The sequence below is a fragment of the Peribacillus sp. ACCC06369 genome (assembly GCF_030348945.1).
GTDB lineage: Bacteria > Bacillota > Bacilli > Bacillales > DSM-1321 > Peribacillus.
In genome coordinates, this window is sequence record NZ_JAUCEN010000002.1 from 4,243,935 (window position 1) to 4,258,047 (window position 14,113).

Consider the following 14,113-nt stretch of genomic DNA (forward strand, 5'->3'; position numbering starts at 1 on the left):
ACCTTATTGTTGATATGGGGATTTACGGACTTTTTGCATAAATAGCTCTGAATTATCAATCTGATTAAAACCGTATTTTTTATATAATGAATGTGCATCTTTAGTAGCTAACATAAACCTGCGAACCCCTTCTAGTTCGGAATGGTTGGTGATAACATCCATTAACCATTTTGATAATCCCAATTTACGATAGTCAGGTAATATAAACACATCGCAAAGGTACGCATGGGTTGCTAAATCGGTTATTACCCTTGCAAATCCAACTTGTTCACTTCCTTCATTACCTATTTCACCTTTATAAACCCCAAAGCATAAGGTCGTATTTTCAATTGACTTTATTACTGTTTCCTTGAGTATCCCCTTTGACCAGTAAGCTTCTTGATTCAAAAAATCATGTATTAAATCTACATCTAAATACTTTTTATTAGTAGAAATCGAAAATCCCTTATTTACCCATATAGTCATTTTACATCCCCCTAAACTTTTTAATGTACTGTAATTATATCAAACCACTGATTTTAGTCTTTTGAACTAACATGCCGCGTTATTGGAAATAATTAAAAACTGACTCGATCTTCAGCTAACGCACCAGTTAGTTAAGTAAGGGTGTAAGGGATTCTTGCAAGCATTTTAATTACAACAAGTATATCTAAGTAATTCGAAACAAATATTATACATGTTGCAAGTCCAAAGGAGGTGGCTAAAATGAACGCACAACGAGCGGAAGAAATTGCTTCTTCACCAAATATGGTTACTGTAACCTATAATGAGGAAAGTATCTACATTGAGCACGTGGATGAACAAAATGGAACGGCTACAATCCATCCCCTTGATGATCCCAATAAAAAACAAAGTGTTTCTGTAACCAGCTTACAAGAACAGTAATTTCCTCGATTCAATAATAAACCTCCACTTTCGGGTGGTGGTTTATTATTCGGTTCAATTCAATTATCATCATATTAATTAATCTATCCCCTAATGCCCGTTAGATGAACAAGCACCACCTCTCTATAGCACATCTTCATTAAAAGCGTAACAAAAAAAGCCAACATCAATTGTTGACTTTATATATATCGACATTCGAATTCCTAGGGGCAAAGCAATCTTTTACTAACAGGGATAAAACTTTCTTACTTATATATTTCATTTTCCAATATAATCACTTTTTCCCCAGTCGCTGCTTTCCCAATTTGTTTCGTATTTTCAACCAACCGAAAAATATTATCACAGCATTGTTTGGTGCCTATAATTAATAATGGTACACCTATAAAATCAATTTTTAATGCTCTTGATAAATATCCCCCTATGGACATGGCAATAGGTACAGTTGGTGATGTATTGGAGAATACTATTTTTTCGTTAAAGTGAAATTTCTCTTCTAGTAGTAAAGTCAATTCTTTTAATGCTGGAACAACAAGTTTGTCTCTTTTATGTCCAATTGTATAAACTGAGTTGCCCTCTTCATCGGTCCCGCGAAAAATTAGCTTTCCAAATTCTTTTTTTGTTAATTTATTGAAATATTTTACATGTAATATTTCTTCCGAAGTTAGTTTTCTTTCCGATTGAGGTAATTGTTTTAAATGATATGCGGCAGCCAAAGACGTGGTATGTGTACCCCCATAATCATTATAGATATACATCATGAAATCATCCCTAATAGTTTTATTTAATACTATTATGGTCAGATACTCCATTTCCAATTCGGCTGGTTATATGCCTCCCCATCCTAGAGATGGGAAAGAAAAATTTATTAGCTTCTCATTGATTGTTTCTTTTTTAATCGAGGCAGGCAAAACTGTGTTCCTGACATCAGCGACCGTTTTAAGGTCAAAGGATTCTATTGCTTCCCCTTCTTGGTTCATGATTGAGAGAATTCCATCATTGCTCGTTTTTAGACTGGGTATATCATTAATTAAATGAGTATAGTATAAGTCTTCGTTCAGCGTGTAGGAATTAGAGTAGTCCGCTGAATACAGTATGCTTTTTTTATCAATTTTGGCTGATATAAAGTTTTCAAAGGCATAGCTGAATAAAAGCTCAGTATCAGAATAGGCAACCTTGTCCGAAGGAGCATTTAGAGTGACGGCAATCAAGTCCTGTTCTCCTCTAGTAGCAGTAGAAATCAAGGTGTAGCCGGATTTACTGACGAAACCGGTTTTCCCGCCGGTTATTCCCTTATAGGGTAGTTCGCCTTTTAACATTTTATGATGGGTAACTAGAGTTGTGTCCCATGTTTCCACTTCCCATGGTAACTCCTTCTTCCCAAGATATTCACGGAAAATTTCATTTTTCATTGCATATTGGGTAATTTTCGCAAGGTCACTTGCTGTAGTTACGTGGTTTTTGTCAAACAATCCATGGGGGTTCGTAAAATGAGTATCGGTGACGTTTACTTCTTTTCTTAAAAACTCATTCAGATCTTCCATGAACAGTTTTTCACTACCAGACATATGCTCGGCAATAGCGATAGCTGCATCATTTCCGGAGTTGATTAGCATCCCTGCAATTAATTTGGAAAGCTCTATTTCCTCCCCAGGTTCAATAAATACCGAAGACCCGTCTGCCTCCGCTGCTTTTTTGCTAACAGTCACCAGTTCATTCTTATCCCCGTGTTCTATAGCATATATAGCAGTGGCAACTTTCGTTAGACTGGCTGGATACATACTTTTATCCATGTTTTTTTCGTATAATACGTTTCCACTTTTCGCGTCAATAATGATCCCGGCTTCACTATTGAGAGGTAAGTCAGATTCTGCACTTACAGTCGTAGAGGCGAAAGGGATTAAAGCCAAAATGAAGATGAAGAAAAACTTTTTCATATGCCGCTCCTTTAATGATAGTTAAATCCTATATAGTCATAATAAAATAAATCTGAATGTTTAGAGATGGATTATTGAAATTGAAATAAAACAGTAATTACCCTTTAATAATTTTGGAAACATTTCGGGTAATATCTTTCATATTCTTTCCTGATATAACTTTATAAGGGGGATTGCCCTTTTAGTGGGAGTCTCCAACTAAATAAAAAAGATTTCCCTTTTAAATAGTTTTTTTGTAAATCACCCAATTAGGGGATCTGTGTGTTTTTTTATCTTGATGGCGATGGATCCTCCTGCATGACAATATCTTTTCATGAAAAAACCCTTCAAACTGAAGGGCTAGTTACTTTTTAGATGCTTGATCATTTCTTTATGAAATATTCATGTCCATGTATTTCGGACCTGAATTTTTTACAAGCTTTATTTAAACCTATCTTCAATTATCTGTTATGTTTTCATTTTCATACCTATTAACACACATTCCACTTTTACAATTGGTTTTCTTGATAATATAAATATAATGGTTACAGGTATGACTAATAAAACATAATATTGGCCACTTTCTTTGATCCAATCATATATAAATGAGTTATAAACATATTCCAAAATAAACATATGAAAAAGATAAATAACTAATGTAATGGATCCTATTTCAGTAAAAAATGTATGCTTTTTAGGAACAATACAAAAAAAGCAATAAGTTGCTGCTCCCATGATTAAATAAACGATCAACTTATATATAAAACCGAGGGCAATGGAACCTTCCATTAATTCCTTATAACCTAAACGGCCATAAAACCATTCCCTCCAAGTAATTTCACCATAGAAGTAAATACCGGTAAAGATTAACCCTAGTACAACCCAGCCGATTAGGGCATTACTTTTCTTTTTAACCCATTCAAAATGATCTTTTTCTAAAAAATGTCCAATTAAAAAGAAAGGAAAGAAAAAGAACGTTCTCGACAAACTTAACCATTCATTTACTTCACCAATGTAACCAATTATTAGAGATACAATTATCGAAAAAACGATTCCATATTTCCTGGAGGAAAATATAAACAATAATATATTCCAACAGAATAAGCTTATTAAGAACCATAAGGCCCACCTTGGAGTCAAAATGGAGAATTCAATTGGTTCATCAAATAACTTCTGATAATAGAAGGTATAAATCACCTGGAATATTACATAGGGAATTAATATTTTCTTTATTAGCACCCAGAGGTCCTTTTTACTTTTTATCTTTCTTGAAAAATAGCCGGATACTAAAATAAAAGCTGGCATATGGAACGAAAAAACAAACAAATAAATAGTTAAAATCCATTCGTTTTCTTCTACCATTCGAGCTAATGTGTGTCCCAAAACCACTAGTACGATTAAAACAGCTTTCGCATTATCAAAATAAGGATCACGTTTCAAAAAAATCTTACCTCCTATAAAGAAACTGCTAGTTATATCTCCTAATCCTCAATTATGGTTTGAATGAAAAAACCGGCTCTCCTCTAATAAAGGATTGCCGGCTTTTTACTAAAGGAACTTCATTGGAGTATCTACCATAACATAGCTTGTTTACAGTATGGTTAATGGAAAATAACAGTTTGATAACAGACAGAGACTGAAACCAAATTCCACCGCCAATTGCGGCCTTCTTATGGCGCTAACGCACCCGTTTAGTGACTTGCCGGAACAATCAAAATCACCTTCCAACATTTCAAAACTCCAAACAGTTCCAGCCGTTTTCGCCTTACCAAAACGGGTAGTGTATTATATAAGCATGAGTATGATAAACGTCTCTCTATAGGAGGAATGTTCATGAATCCGGTCATTTTATTTGATGGTGAATGCAACTTTTGCGATTCGAGTGTCCAGTTCATTATCAAGCGGGATCCACAGGGGCTTTTTCATTACGCTTCGCTTCAAAGTGAGGCTGGTCAAGAGTTGCTGAAGAAGTACGATGTTCCTGCAGATATAGATAGCATGGTGCTGATCGAAAAGGATCAGGCCTACTATAAATCGTCTGCAGCCTTGAGGATTTGCCGCCGCTTAAAAGGGGCATGGAAATTGCTTTACGGTTTCATCATCGTTCCAAGCTTCATCCGGAACTTCGTTTATGACTTCATTGCCAGAAACCGTTACAAATGGTTCGGTAAGAAAGAAGAAAGCTGTATGCTTCCATCGCCAAGTGTTCGAAAGCGGTTTTTATAATAAGACCTAATCGAGAAGCAAAAAGGACTTCAAAGTATTCGAGGTCCTTTTTGTTTGTTGTATTAGAAATGGTCAAAAAAAAGGACGATCAGCGATCATGGCTTTTCGTCCTTTCATTGTGTAAATGTGGAGTATCTCCATAAATGATTCGCCGTAGGATGCGCCATCATTTCGAGCCCTTTGTTTTCCGCTTGGTGCAGGGGTTGCCAGTTTGGGGCATCTGCCTCCTTTAGGTAGACTTCGTGATGCGGTGCCTGATCATGATAGCCGGCTATATTGATTTCGCCATTTCGGTAAAAGGTCCCGATCACTTTATAATCCACGGCAGGAGAAATGATGATTGGGTTGCCTACAGAGTGTGTCAGTTGTATTGTCGTTTTCTCATGATTGGATAACACGTGCTTCACTACAATGTCTTCATCGGATGCCACTCCTTCTTCGAGGAAATCCCCATCATGGTTGTAGGCCTCACTCTTCCCGACGGCTTTGGAAAATTCAATTTCGGCTTTCTTCTCCTTTTCGTGAATATACACATCGACCCTAGTCCGGTAACGGGATGATTCAGGATCAAACCCGCGGTTGTCACCTTTAAAATATGGAACCTTTGAGGCAAGATTGGGGTTTTTCAGCCATTCTTCCGGTAAAAAGGTGGAATAGCGCAGCTGCCAATTTCTTTTCTTTTTACCATCCACATCGTTTTCAACTGACTGTAAAAGCTGTTTCACAGGTCCTATCTTTTTGGTATTCGTTATTTCCTCGATCGCTGCCTGTGCTTGGGAAGAACCTTTTTTAAATGCTCCGACAATACTCGCCAAAAGGGATTTCAACGCAAAGGACTCTTGCTCTGAAAGTGGCAGGGGCCGCTTCGCTTTGATGGTGTAGGTGTATGCTTGATCTTCACTAATGCTCCGATCACTGAAGGAACATCCATCCACTTTCCCAACCTCCACGCTGTTCCGGTAAACCCTATACTCCTTTATCCCTTTGATGGGCTCCCATTCCAGGCTGGTTTGGCCTTTTGCGACAATCGTGGTGAACACCATATCCAAAAGGATATTATCCTCTTTTTTATTCTCGGCGGTCGTTGATGTCTGTATCTTCATCCTGTTCACTGCCTGTTCTTTTTCATTCAAGCTATCTATCGTGTACGTATAGATGGTCCCTGGAGTCAAACCCCGATCTGCAATACTTGGCTCCGAGCCGCTGTAAATGAGCTCTTGCCCCCTATATACCCGATAGAAGCCCCCTTCATCAGGCCACCTAAGCTTAATGGCATCTTTTTTCCTTTCGATCTTACACATCAATGAAGCCGTTTTGAATACCACTTGATGCTTCCGCTTATTGGAAAGGAGATAAGCGATTCCCGCAAGACCAAGAGCAAGCAATGAATGCCGTGCAGTGAATGTAACTCCACCCACTTTTAAACGGGGAAATGAATAATGAGCGATCAACTTCTTCATCACCTCTTCCTTTTCTAGGTGTTATTTCTTTACCCACTTTAAACTCCAAGCACACTTTGCAATGTGCTGTGATAGGCATTTCCCCGGGACACGATGTTGAATCAACATAAAAAAACCGAGGGAATGGTTACTTCCCTCGATCATTTATGTGTTTTACTGATTTTTCCTTCTATTTTAACGGCGGCTTTTTTCCCCGCCTTTGCGTCCTGCTTCTTTCCGGCTCATTTTCCCATTACCGGAACCGTCAGAGCTGCCGTCGCCATCTCGTTGATTGGCCCGTGCCTCTCCGCCTTTTTCGCCGATTTCCTGATAGAATTCCTTACCATGACTTTCGGATGTCGCTTCTCCGCCTTTTTGGCCAATCTCCTGATAAAATTCCTTATCATGATTGTCGGATGTCGCTTCTCCGCCTTTTTGGCCAATCTCTTGATAGAATTCCTTACCATGATTTTCGGATGTCGCTTCTCCGCCTTTTTGGCCAATCTCTTGATAGAATTCCTTACCATGATTTTCGGATGTCGCTTCTCCGCCTTTTTGGCCAATCTCTTGATAGAATTCCTTATCATGATTTTTTGCTGTTGTTTCTCCACCTTTACGGCCTGCTTCTTCACGATTCATTTTATCATTGTTGTTAGTCATTAAAAATTCCTCCTTATTATTTGGATTTTCCATGAACTAGCTACATGTGTCATATACCCGCTTGAACGACTATAAAACTAGAATCTACAAATACTTCAGGTCGCTTCTTCTATTTAACGGCGACTCTTTTCCCCGCCCTTGCGCCCTGCTTCTTCCCTGCTCATTTTTCCATCATCGGACCCATCACGTTGATTGGCCCGTGCCTCTCCGCCTTTTTGTCCAATTTCCTGATAGAATTCCTTACCATGACTTTCGGATGTCGCTTCTCCGCCTTTTTGGCCGATTTCCTGGAAAAATTCCTTATCATGATTTTTGGCTGTCGCTTCCCCGCCTTTGCGGCCAGCTTCTTCCCTACTCATTTTTTCATTGTTGTTAGTCATTAAAACTCCTCCTTATTATTTGGATTTTTCATGAACTAGCTACAGTTTTATGTATACCCGATAGTTTCGGTATAAAACTAGAATCTATTAAAACTTTGCCATTTAAAAGGAAGAGCATCATGAATGTTATCACTCATGATGCTCCCCGCTTTTCGTTAACCTGACTTGGAAATCCCTTCTCGCAAGCGATTTGGCAGCTCCACAAGCGTCTCATTCAAAGTATCCAATTTCGTTTCAATCCTATGAAGCAAATAAAGGGTAACAATGATCGGGAACCCAATATCACTGACAAATGGCAGGATTTGATCCACTTTTAATTCACCTCACTTCCAGGGCGTCCTACAAAGATGACCTTCCCCCGTTAGATAAGTTCCACTTCCTCGACATTCCGCTCGACAACGCGCGCCGCTTTCAAATCTACGAAATCCCCGGAAGATGTAACGAACACATTCCCCGCTATCACTTTTTCCATAGCCAGTTTAACCGTATTTACACTGACCGGCTCCTTCGGATTATCAACAGAAATCGTCGCTGACTGCCCTTCCTTCGTAACGAAAATCATTTCCAGTACTTTAGCCATTTCATGTCACCTCCCCTCTTCCAACTTTCCAAAAGCCAATTAGCCAAACAATGAATACGTATCCACTCGAGTCACTTCCCCCATTGGATAATTCTGCACACTCGCGATTGCAACAGCTGTCGAAAATAACTGATCTGCCGTCGCATCGACCTTGATGTTCGAAAATGACCTCCGCCTGAAAACGAGAGCCCCTTTTTCATTTAACCCCGTCTCAAAATCGATCCGCAACGTACTTGATACTGGAATCTGGTTTGCCATGCCACTCACCCCCTTTCACACTCTATATAAACTTTTACGGGATGAAAGTAGCATGGCCTTGAAATTTCTTCAGGGAACGAATAAAAAGCCGCCCATTTGGGCAGCTCTCTTTATCAGTCTTCTAAAAACCATATTTTTTACTGTTTTTCAGGAATGCCTTTAAAACAATATCCACAAATTCTCTACTGGCCATTATCTATTATCTTCTTCTCTCACTAAAAAATCTTCCTCAATTATTAGCGGTTTTTCCACAAAATTAATTCTTCTCATTATTTGTTGTATTACTCTCGGAAAAAAGTAAGCTCCAAAGAAAGCACAGATAAAAGCCTGGGACCAAGTTTTTAACCATGTAGATAAGAATAGTTGATCATACCCACTATTTATTGAGACTAATATAAATGAAATAAAAAAGGACATACAAAAAGCCATTAAAAATGCATAAATAATATTTCTGTATTTAACGTTAATATTCATTATTTTTCTACTTCAACTCCTGATCTAATAGGTTCCATGATACTTTCAATTAATTTAACAAGTGAAACATTACTTCCCAACCGTTTTACGTAGTCCTGTTCACAACTATATTTTATTTCTTCCATTTACATTAGTAAAACCAATTTTTATAATAGATCTATTAGAATTACTAATGTAAAGGGGTTTGTGAGGTTGAATTCGTATTATGCTTTTATCAAAACCATAGAAACAGGCAGTTTTACAAAAGCTGCTGAAGAACTTGGCTATACTCAGTCCGCCATTAGCCAAATGGTGCATTCATTGGAGGAAGAGCTTTCTACCACTCTTATTTTACGTTCTCGAAAGGGGATTACACTGACACCGGATGGCGAGGAATTTTTGCCCTATATCAGGAAGATTTGTAATTCACATAGGGAACTGACTGAAAAGCATAAAGAGATGGAAGGACTGCAAAGTGGCCTTATTCGAATTGGCACCTTTTCCAGTGTTACATGCCATTGGATACCGGGATTGATCAAAGATTTTAAGGAACTTTACCCAACTGTTCATTTCGAATTACATCAAGGAAATTATACGGAAATCTCAAACTGGATTAAAGAAGGCAGCGTAGACTTTGGCTTTGTGAATTCAAATGTTTCGGATCTAACTACGATACCCTTGCAAGAAGATGAAATGCTGGCTGCATTGTCAGAAAATCATCCTTTAGCATCATCCACAAAAGTCTCATTAAAAGAATTGCTAAAAGATCCTTATATCCTGCTGGATGAGGGAGTTATAAATGAACCTTTAATAGTTTTTAAACAGTACAATTTTGAACCTGATACACAGTATCGAGTATATGATCCCTATGCGATCATGTCCATGATTGAACAAGAGCTTGGCATTTCGATTTTACCGAAACTTCTCTTAAATAGATGTCCCTATAATATTGTGACGAAAACTATCACTCCTTCTATTATTCGAACAATTACTTTGGCATACAAGGATAAAAGGGTATTGCCAATAGCAAGTAGGTATTTTATTGACTTTATTATTGAAAGGTATAGGGAAGCTAGATAAAAATGCTCAAAACTGCGTTATCTATAAATGGAACCTTCGTATTCTACAATAACGGCTGGATTAAAAAATCCAATAAATAAAGCCTTAATTCGCTTCGATAAACACTCTTCCATTAGATGGTTTGGTTTTATTTAGTAAGGCACTGCAGTTTGCAAAAAGCAGTGCAATTGTTGGAATAGTACAACCAGACATTTAGCCTTATCCCGTCCCGATTGCTTAAATCCAAGAATTTTTTCTGATTAAAATACCGTTTTTGCTTTTCATTTTATTTTTCCTTTAAATTTTTTTTTTATAACTGACATTTTTGATGTGAAGTTAAATTCCATTTGGCTTTAAATGGAATGTCATGTTCGCCTTTTCTGGGAAATAATAATGATGAAAGGAAGTGGATGTTGGATGTCATTAGAATGGTTTGACAGAGTAAGCGGGGAATTGCAGGATCATCTTAAATCAATTTGTGAGAAATACGACCGCAATGGCAGCATGATCGTGGAACGTGGGTCTAAGCATCCACGCATCGAATTTTATACAGAGCTGGATGACGATGAGAGAGATTATTTTTCCACGCTGTTTTTCGATCCGTATAATGAGGAATTTTATATGGAATCCTTCGATCCGGATTTAGGGCAGATTAGCAAGGTAATCCTTTCAGATATTGAAGATATCGTCGATGCTGTCCATGAAAGCTTCCATAATTATTTGGAAGAGGACGACAACGATTATGAATTTGAATTGGATGATGAGTATGATGAATCTTATGATACAGACGGCGGCGAAGAATCCGATGTATACGAAATCGATGTAGATTGGGAGACGCCTGAAGTGACCGCCTATATCCAGGATAATGAAGTGGAGGTCACCTATCAATTCGGCATCGTGCAGGAAACGGGTGATGGCGTGTTGAAACGGATCAACCGAATTCGGACAGCGGATGATGACTTGATAAAGGATGAAACAAATTTCATTTTCAGCAGGGAAGAAGCTAGCACGATCATCGCCATGATAGCCAGTCATATGGATTCACTTAGTGAAATGGAGTAAAAAAAACCAACAAAACCTTGTCCATGATCATCATGGACAAGGTTTTATTAAATAAGAAGCAGTTCATATACCTCCGACAATTGAGTGACCCGTTCCGTATCACTGACTTCCTTTGCATGCTTAATTTCCTGGGGAAGAATATGGTTAAGGAGACTGGATTCTTTTCCAGTAAGCTTATTGACGAGTTCTTCTTCAGAATGAAAATGTCCACTTTTGATTTTATTATAAATTTCCTGCGCTTCAGGATATTGGTCCGTATAGTTAGACAATATCTCGCGTAAGAAACCAATCGTACGATCCATCTTACCATCCCTCTCGAATGTTAATTTTTAGATGCTTCATTTATAACTTCCCCCATTATTTGCTGATAAATTCCTCTGTTGACCCCAAAAAAGGGATATCCAAATTGGATATCCCTTCTTTTTAGGGTTTTACTCATAAGTTTTGGGGAGTTACTCGTGAATTCTTGGCTTTTACTCGTGAGTTTTGGAGTTTTACTCGTGAATTTCAAGGATTTACTCGTGAATTCGTTATTTATACAATACCAAACCAAGAATAGAGAGCAATGATCACAAAGACAGCCAATGATTTAATGATGGTAATCATGAATATGCTGCCATATGATTGTCTATGCGTTAATCCTGTGACGGCAAGCAGGGTGATGACGGCTCCGTTATGCGGAAGTGTGTCCATGCCTCCTGATGCCATGGCAACGACACGGTGCATCACTTCGGGTGAGATATTTGCCGCGGCGATCGCCTGATTGTATTTATCGGCCATTGCGCTTAATGCAATACCCATTCCCCCGGATGCCGACCCTTCTACAAACTGAAGCAGTGGATTTCGGATGTGAAATCTCACTGCTTTTAAGCATTCATTCAAAAGTTTCTTTAGTTTCGTATCAATGTAGTTTTATCTTTCAGCTTATTTCATAGTATTAAAAGATTGAATCCAAAAACTAAGGAGACTCGCGATGAAAGCAATGATATGCACGAAATACGGTTCACCCGATGTACTGGAACTCCAAGAGGTAGCTAAACCAACTCCCAAGGACAATGAAGTTCTGGTAAAGGTCCATGCGGCAACAGTGGCTTCAGGGGACATAAGGGTCCGGAGCTTCAAGAGCCCTTTCTTGTTATGGCTGCCGATGCGGATCTTCCTGGGTCTTAGAAAACCGCGAAAACCGATACTCGGAGTGGAGTTGGCCGGGGAGATAGAGGAAATAGGGAAGAATGTGAAAAAATTCAAACAAGGTGATCAGATTTTTTCCATGACTGGCATGAATTTTGGGGCACATGCCGAATACACATGCTTACCTGAAGACGGGCCCATGGCACTGAAGCCTACTAATATGACCTATGAAGAAGCCTCCGCCGTTTCTTTTGGGGGAACGACAGCCCTGCATTTTTTCAGAAAAGCCAATATCCAGGACGGACAAAAAGTCCTCATCTACGGTGCATCCGGTTCGGTTGGCACTTCCGCTGTACAACTTGCCAAATACTTTGGCACAGAAGTTACCGGAGTATGCAGTGCCGCTAATTTTGAATTGGTAAAATCGCTGGGAGCCGATACGGTAATTGATTATACGGAAGAGGACTTCACGGAAAGACAAGAACGATATGATATCATCTTTGATGCAGTCGGGAAAAGCTCGAAAGCCACTTGCAAGAAAGCACTAAGCCCGAACGGGAGATTCGTGTCTGTTGAAGGACAAGGGATAGCAAAGATACTTACGGAAGATTTACTATTCCTCAAGGAGCTTATCGAAACAGAAAAGTTAAAATCAGTCATTGATAAACGTTACCCGCTGGAACAGATTCCCGAGGCTCATAGATATGTGGAACAAGGCCATAAAAAGGGAAATGTAGTTATTACTTTGGTTGATCATGATAAATCCTGACAAAACATTGCACATGTTTTAACTACCTTTTTGGACATGAAAATACCCCTTAGACAATGGATCTAAAGGGGTATGTCGTAACGTGATTCGGATGTCATTATGAAAGGTGTCCTTTTTTATATTGAAACTTTAACCAGATACAAACGTATATGGAAGATATGTATCAATTTCTGGAGGACTCAATGAATATAGATGCAATCGTACGATTAGTTTTAATGTTAGGGATTCCGGCCTTCATGATGTGGCGGGGTTATAAAAAGATGTCAGAAGATGAACGAAATGACCTGAAGACTGATGTTACGAGTAAGCGTTTTATCGCTACATATGGTATAGTCGCACTCAGTTTCGTATTCTTGTTGGTCGAACCAATTTTTGAAATGACATGGATGAAAGTGATTAGCGGCGTGCTTTTTTCTATTGGAATGATAGTGAGCAGTGTCTTTATATGGTTGAACGCTTCATCAAAGTGGAAAGCAATGCTTGGTATCATCTCTTCAATGATCGCTTTAGCCATCTTTTTATGGGCGATTAACTAAATAGGTGCACCCTTTGCACCTATTCTTCTATCCTGTAATCATTTTTCGCCCTATTCATTAATGAACGAAAATTCCTCATTTTTCTATTTAAAAACATTCCAGTTAATTGGAACGGAAGGTACGAGACTCCTGCGGGAAAAGCGTGTCCAAGGGAGACCCTGCAGCCGAGCGGCCAGGAGGCTTCCGTACCGCCCGCGGAAAGCGAGTGCCCTACGTTCCAATCAACGATCAGATTTACAACCCCTCAAAAAAACATTAAGAAAACCATAGTCTTGTTTTAAAAATTATGGTTCGTGATGAGACACTTCCGAATCTTCTATCTCTGACTTGGCCTTTAAATTATACTATTCGAAAAGCATCCACATAATGATTGTGTCCAAGCCCCCACTAAAACCCCATTTACCTTGTAAGAAATTGGATTTTTTATCGAACCTCCCCTTAAATACGAACATTAAAACAATTTTATATTTAAACGTTCACTTTTTTATTGATTTTCTATCATTTGTTTGTTATATTAGCAAAGTAATAATCGTAATTTACTCGTATATGCTCGGAAATATGGTCTGAGCGTTTCTACCTGGTTCCCAGTGAAAGAACTAGACTACGAGTTAAAGTATTCGGCTGCCCGCTTTCTTGAGCAGCTAATGATTTAGCATTATAATCATTTTGCTTAATCATCTTTACTTTGACTATCGTAGGTCTAGAAGGCAGTAATCATTCTGCCGTTCTGGACCTTTTTCTTTGACCGCAACGGCGAGTGTA

18 protein-coding genes, 1 pseudogene and 1 riboswitch are annotated in these 14,113 nt (G+C 38.7%); of the genes and pseudogenes, 6 read left to right on the forward strand and 13 right to left on the reverse strand.

Going from position 1 to position 14,113, the window contains the following annotated elements; translation table 11 throughout:
- Positions 1 to 3 precede the first annotated feature (3 nt).
- Positions 4 to 465 (reverse strand): GNAT family N-acetyltransferase, encoded by a 462-nt coding sequence (locus tag QUF78_RS21545; RefSeq protein WP_289326261.1) that lies wholly within the window; start codon positions 463 to 465, stop codon positions 4 to 6.
- Between the two features lie 240 nt (positions 466 to 705).
- On the opposite strand from QUF78_RS21545, the gene QUF78_RS21550 reads away from it, so the two are divergent.
- The gene (locus tag QUF78_RS21550) at positions 706 to 885 is read left to right on the forward strand and encodes a small acid-soluble spore protein H (protein ID WP_054399815.1); all 180 of its coding nucleotides are present in this window, start codon (positions 706 to 708) and stop codon (positions 883 to 885) included.
- 245 nt (positions 886 to 1,130) lie between these two features.
- Here the strand turns inward: QUF78_RS21550 and QUF78_RS21555 are convergent, their stop codons facing one another.
- The 3 genes from QUF78_RS21555 to QUF78_RS21565 all read right to left on the reverse strand — a co-directional run bounded on the left by QUF78_RS21555 (position 1,131) and on the right by QUF78_RS21565 (position 4,238).
- Positions 1,131 to 1,643: a DUF3189 family protein gene (locus QUF78_RS21555; protein WP_289327380.1), complete on the reverse strand. Its 513-nt coding sequence runs from the start codon at positions 1,641 to 1,643 to the stop codon at positions 1,131 to 1,133.
- Positions 1,644 to 1,709: 66 nt separating this feature from the next.
- Positions 1,710 to 2,819 carry a D-alanyl-D-alanine carboxypeptidase family protein gene (locus QUF78_RS21560; RefSeq protein WP_289326262.1) on the reverse strand — a complete coding sequence of 370 codons (1,110 nt, stop codon included), beginning with the start codon at positions 2,817 to 2,819 and terminating at the stop codon, positions 1,710 to 1,712.
- Between the two features lie 447 nt (positions 2,820 to 3,266).
- The gene (locus QUF78_RS21565; protein ID WP_289326263.1) at positions 3,267 to 4,238 is read right to left on the reverse strand and encodes an acyltransferase family protein; all 972 of its coding nucleotides are present in this window, start codon (positions 4,236 to 4,238) and stop codon (positions 3,267 to 3,269) included.
- Between the two features lie 393 nt (positions 4,239 to 4,631).
- On the opposite strand from QUF78_RS21565, the gene QUF78_RS21570 reads away from it, so the two are divergent.
- Positions 4,632 to 5,024 (forward strand): thiol-disulfide oxidoreductase DCC family protein, encoded by a 393-nt coding sequence (locus tag QUF78_RS21570; protein WP_289326264.1) that lies wholly within the window; start codon positions 4,632 to 4,634, stop codon positions 5,022 to 5,024.
- Positions 5,025 to 5,137: 113 nt separating this feature from the next.
- Here QUF78_RS21570 and QUF78_RS21575 read toward each other — a convergent pair whose 3' ends face one another.
- The 7 genes from QUF78_RS21575 to QUF78_RS21605 all read right to left on the reverse strand — a co-directional run bounded on the left by QUF78_RS21575 (position 5,138) and on the right by QUF78_RS21605 (position 8,815).
- On the reverse strand, positions 5,138 to 6,484 hold the full coding sequence (locus tag QUF78_RS21575) for a DUF3238 domain-containing protein (RefSeq protein WP_289326265.1): 1,347 nt from the start codon (positions 6,482 to 6,484) through the stop codon (positions 5,138 to 5,140).
- A 174-nt stretch (positions 6,485 to 6,658) separates the two neighbouring features.
- Positions 6,659 to 7,123: a KGG domain-containing protein gene (locus tag QUF78_RS21580; protein ID WP_289326266.1), complete on the reverse strand. Its 465-nt coding sequence runs from the start codon at positions 7,121 to 7,123 to the stop codon at positions 6,659 to 6,661.
- Positions 7,124 to 7,236: 113 nt separating this feature from the next.
- On the reverse strand, positions 7,237 to 7,503 hold the full coding sequence (locus tag QUF78_RS21585) for a KGG domain-containing protein (RefSeq protein ID WP_289326267.1): 267 nt from the start codon (positions 7,501 to 7,503) through the stop codon (positions 7,237 to 7,239).
- Positions 7,504 to 7,658: 155 nt separating this feature from the next.
- Positions 7,659 to 7,814: a YvrJ family protein gene (locus QUF78_RS21590; RefSeq protein ID WP_289315092.1), complete on the reverse strand. Its 156-nt coding sequence runs from the start codon at positions 7,812 to 7,814 to the stop codon at positions 7,659 to 7,661.
- A 50-nt stretch (positions 7,815 to 7,864) separates the two neighbouring features.
- Positions 7,865 to 8,083 (reverse strand): DUF2922 domain-containing protein, encoded by a 219-nt coding sequence (locus QUF78_RS21595; protein WP_289326268.1) that lies wholly within the window; start codon positions 8,081 to 8,083, stop codon positions 7,865 to 7,867.
- Between the two features lie 39 nt (positions 8,084 to 8,122).
- Positions 8,123 to 8,341 carry a DUF1659 domain-containing protein gene (locus QUF78_RS21600; RefSeq protein WP_289326269.1) on the reverse strand — a complete coding sequence of 73 codons (219 nt, stop codon included), beginning with the start codon at positions 8,339 to 8,341 and terminating at the stop codon, positions 8,123 to 8,125.
- A 192-nt stretch (positions 8,342 to 8,533) separates the two neighbouring features.
- Positions 8,534 to 8,815 (reverse strand): DUF2798 domain-containing protein, encoded by a 282-nt coding sequence (locus tag QUF78_RS21605; protein WP_289326270.1) that lies wholly within the window; start codon positions 8,813 to 8,815, stop codon positions 8,534 to 8,536.
- A gap of 192 nt (positions 8,816 to 9,007) precedes the next feature.
- Between QUF78_RS21605 and QUF78_RS21610 the strand changes: the two genes are divergently transcribed.
- Both QUF78_RS21610 and QUF78_RS21615 read left to right on the forward strand, forming a co-directional pair.
- Positions 9,008 to 9,874: a LysR family transcriptional regulator gene (locus QUF78_RS21610; protein ID WP_289326271.1), complete on the forward strand. Its 867-nt coding sequence runs from the start codon at positions 9,008 to 9,010 to the stop codon at positions 9,872 to 9,874.
- A gap of 396 nt (positions 9,875 to 10,270) precedes the next feature.
- Positions 10,271 to 10,915, forward strand: a complete 645-nt coding sequence (locus QUF78_RS21615; RefSeq protein WP_289315088.1) for a hypothetical protein — start codon at positions 10,271 to 10,273, stop codon at positions 10,913 to 10,915.
- 47 nt (positions 10,916 to 10,962) lie between these two features.
- Here QUF78_RS21615 and QUF78_RS21620 read toward each other — a convergent pair whose 3' ends face one another.
- Together QUF78_RS21620 and QUF78_RS21625 are read right to left on the reverse strand one after the other, a co-directional pair.
- Positions 10,963 to 11,217 carry a sigma-G-dependent sporulation-specific acid-soluble spore protein CsgA gene (locus QUF78_RS21620; protein ID WP_289326272.1) on the reverse strand — a complete coding sequence of 85 codons (255 nt, stop codon included), beginning with the start codon at positions 11,215 to 11,217 and terminating at the stop codon, positions 10,963 to 10,965.
- A gap of 232 nt (positions 11,218 to 11,449) precedes the next feature.
- Positions 11,450 to 11,740, reverse strand: a pseudogene (locus QUF78_RS21625) (GntP family permease); the annotation flags it as partial.
- Between the two features lie 148 nt (positions 11,741 to 11,888).
- Between QUF78_RS21625 and QUF78_RS21630 the strand changes: the two are divergent.
- Both QUF78_RS21630 and QUF78_RS21635 read left to right on the forward strand, forming a co-directional pair.
- Complete coding sequence (locus QUF78_RS21630) at positions 11,889 to 12,815, forward strand: NAD(P)-dependent alcohol dehydrogenase (protein ID WP_289326273.1); 927 nt, start codon at positions 11,889 to 11,891, stop codon at positions 12,813 to 12,815.
- A 182-nt stretch (positions 12,816 to 12,997) separates the two neighbouring features.
- Entirely contained in the window at positions 12,998 to 13,351 is a 354-nt protein-coding gene (locus QUF78_RS21635) for a hypothetical protein (RefSeq protein WP_289326274.1), read from the forward strand.
- A gap of 520 nt (positions 13,352 to 13,871) precedes the next feature.
- A riboswitch (purine riboswitch) is annotated at positions 13,872 to 13,975 on the forward strand.
- Positions 13,976 to 14,113: the final 138 nt, after the last annotated feature.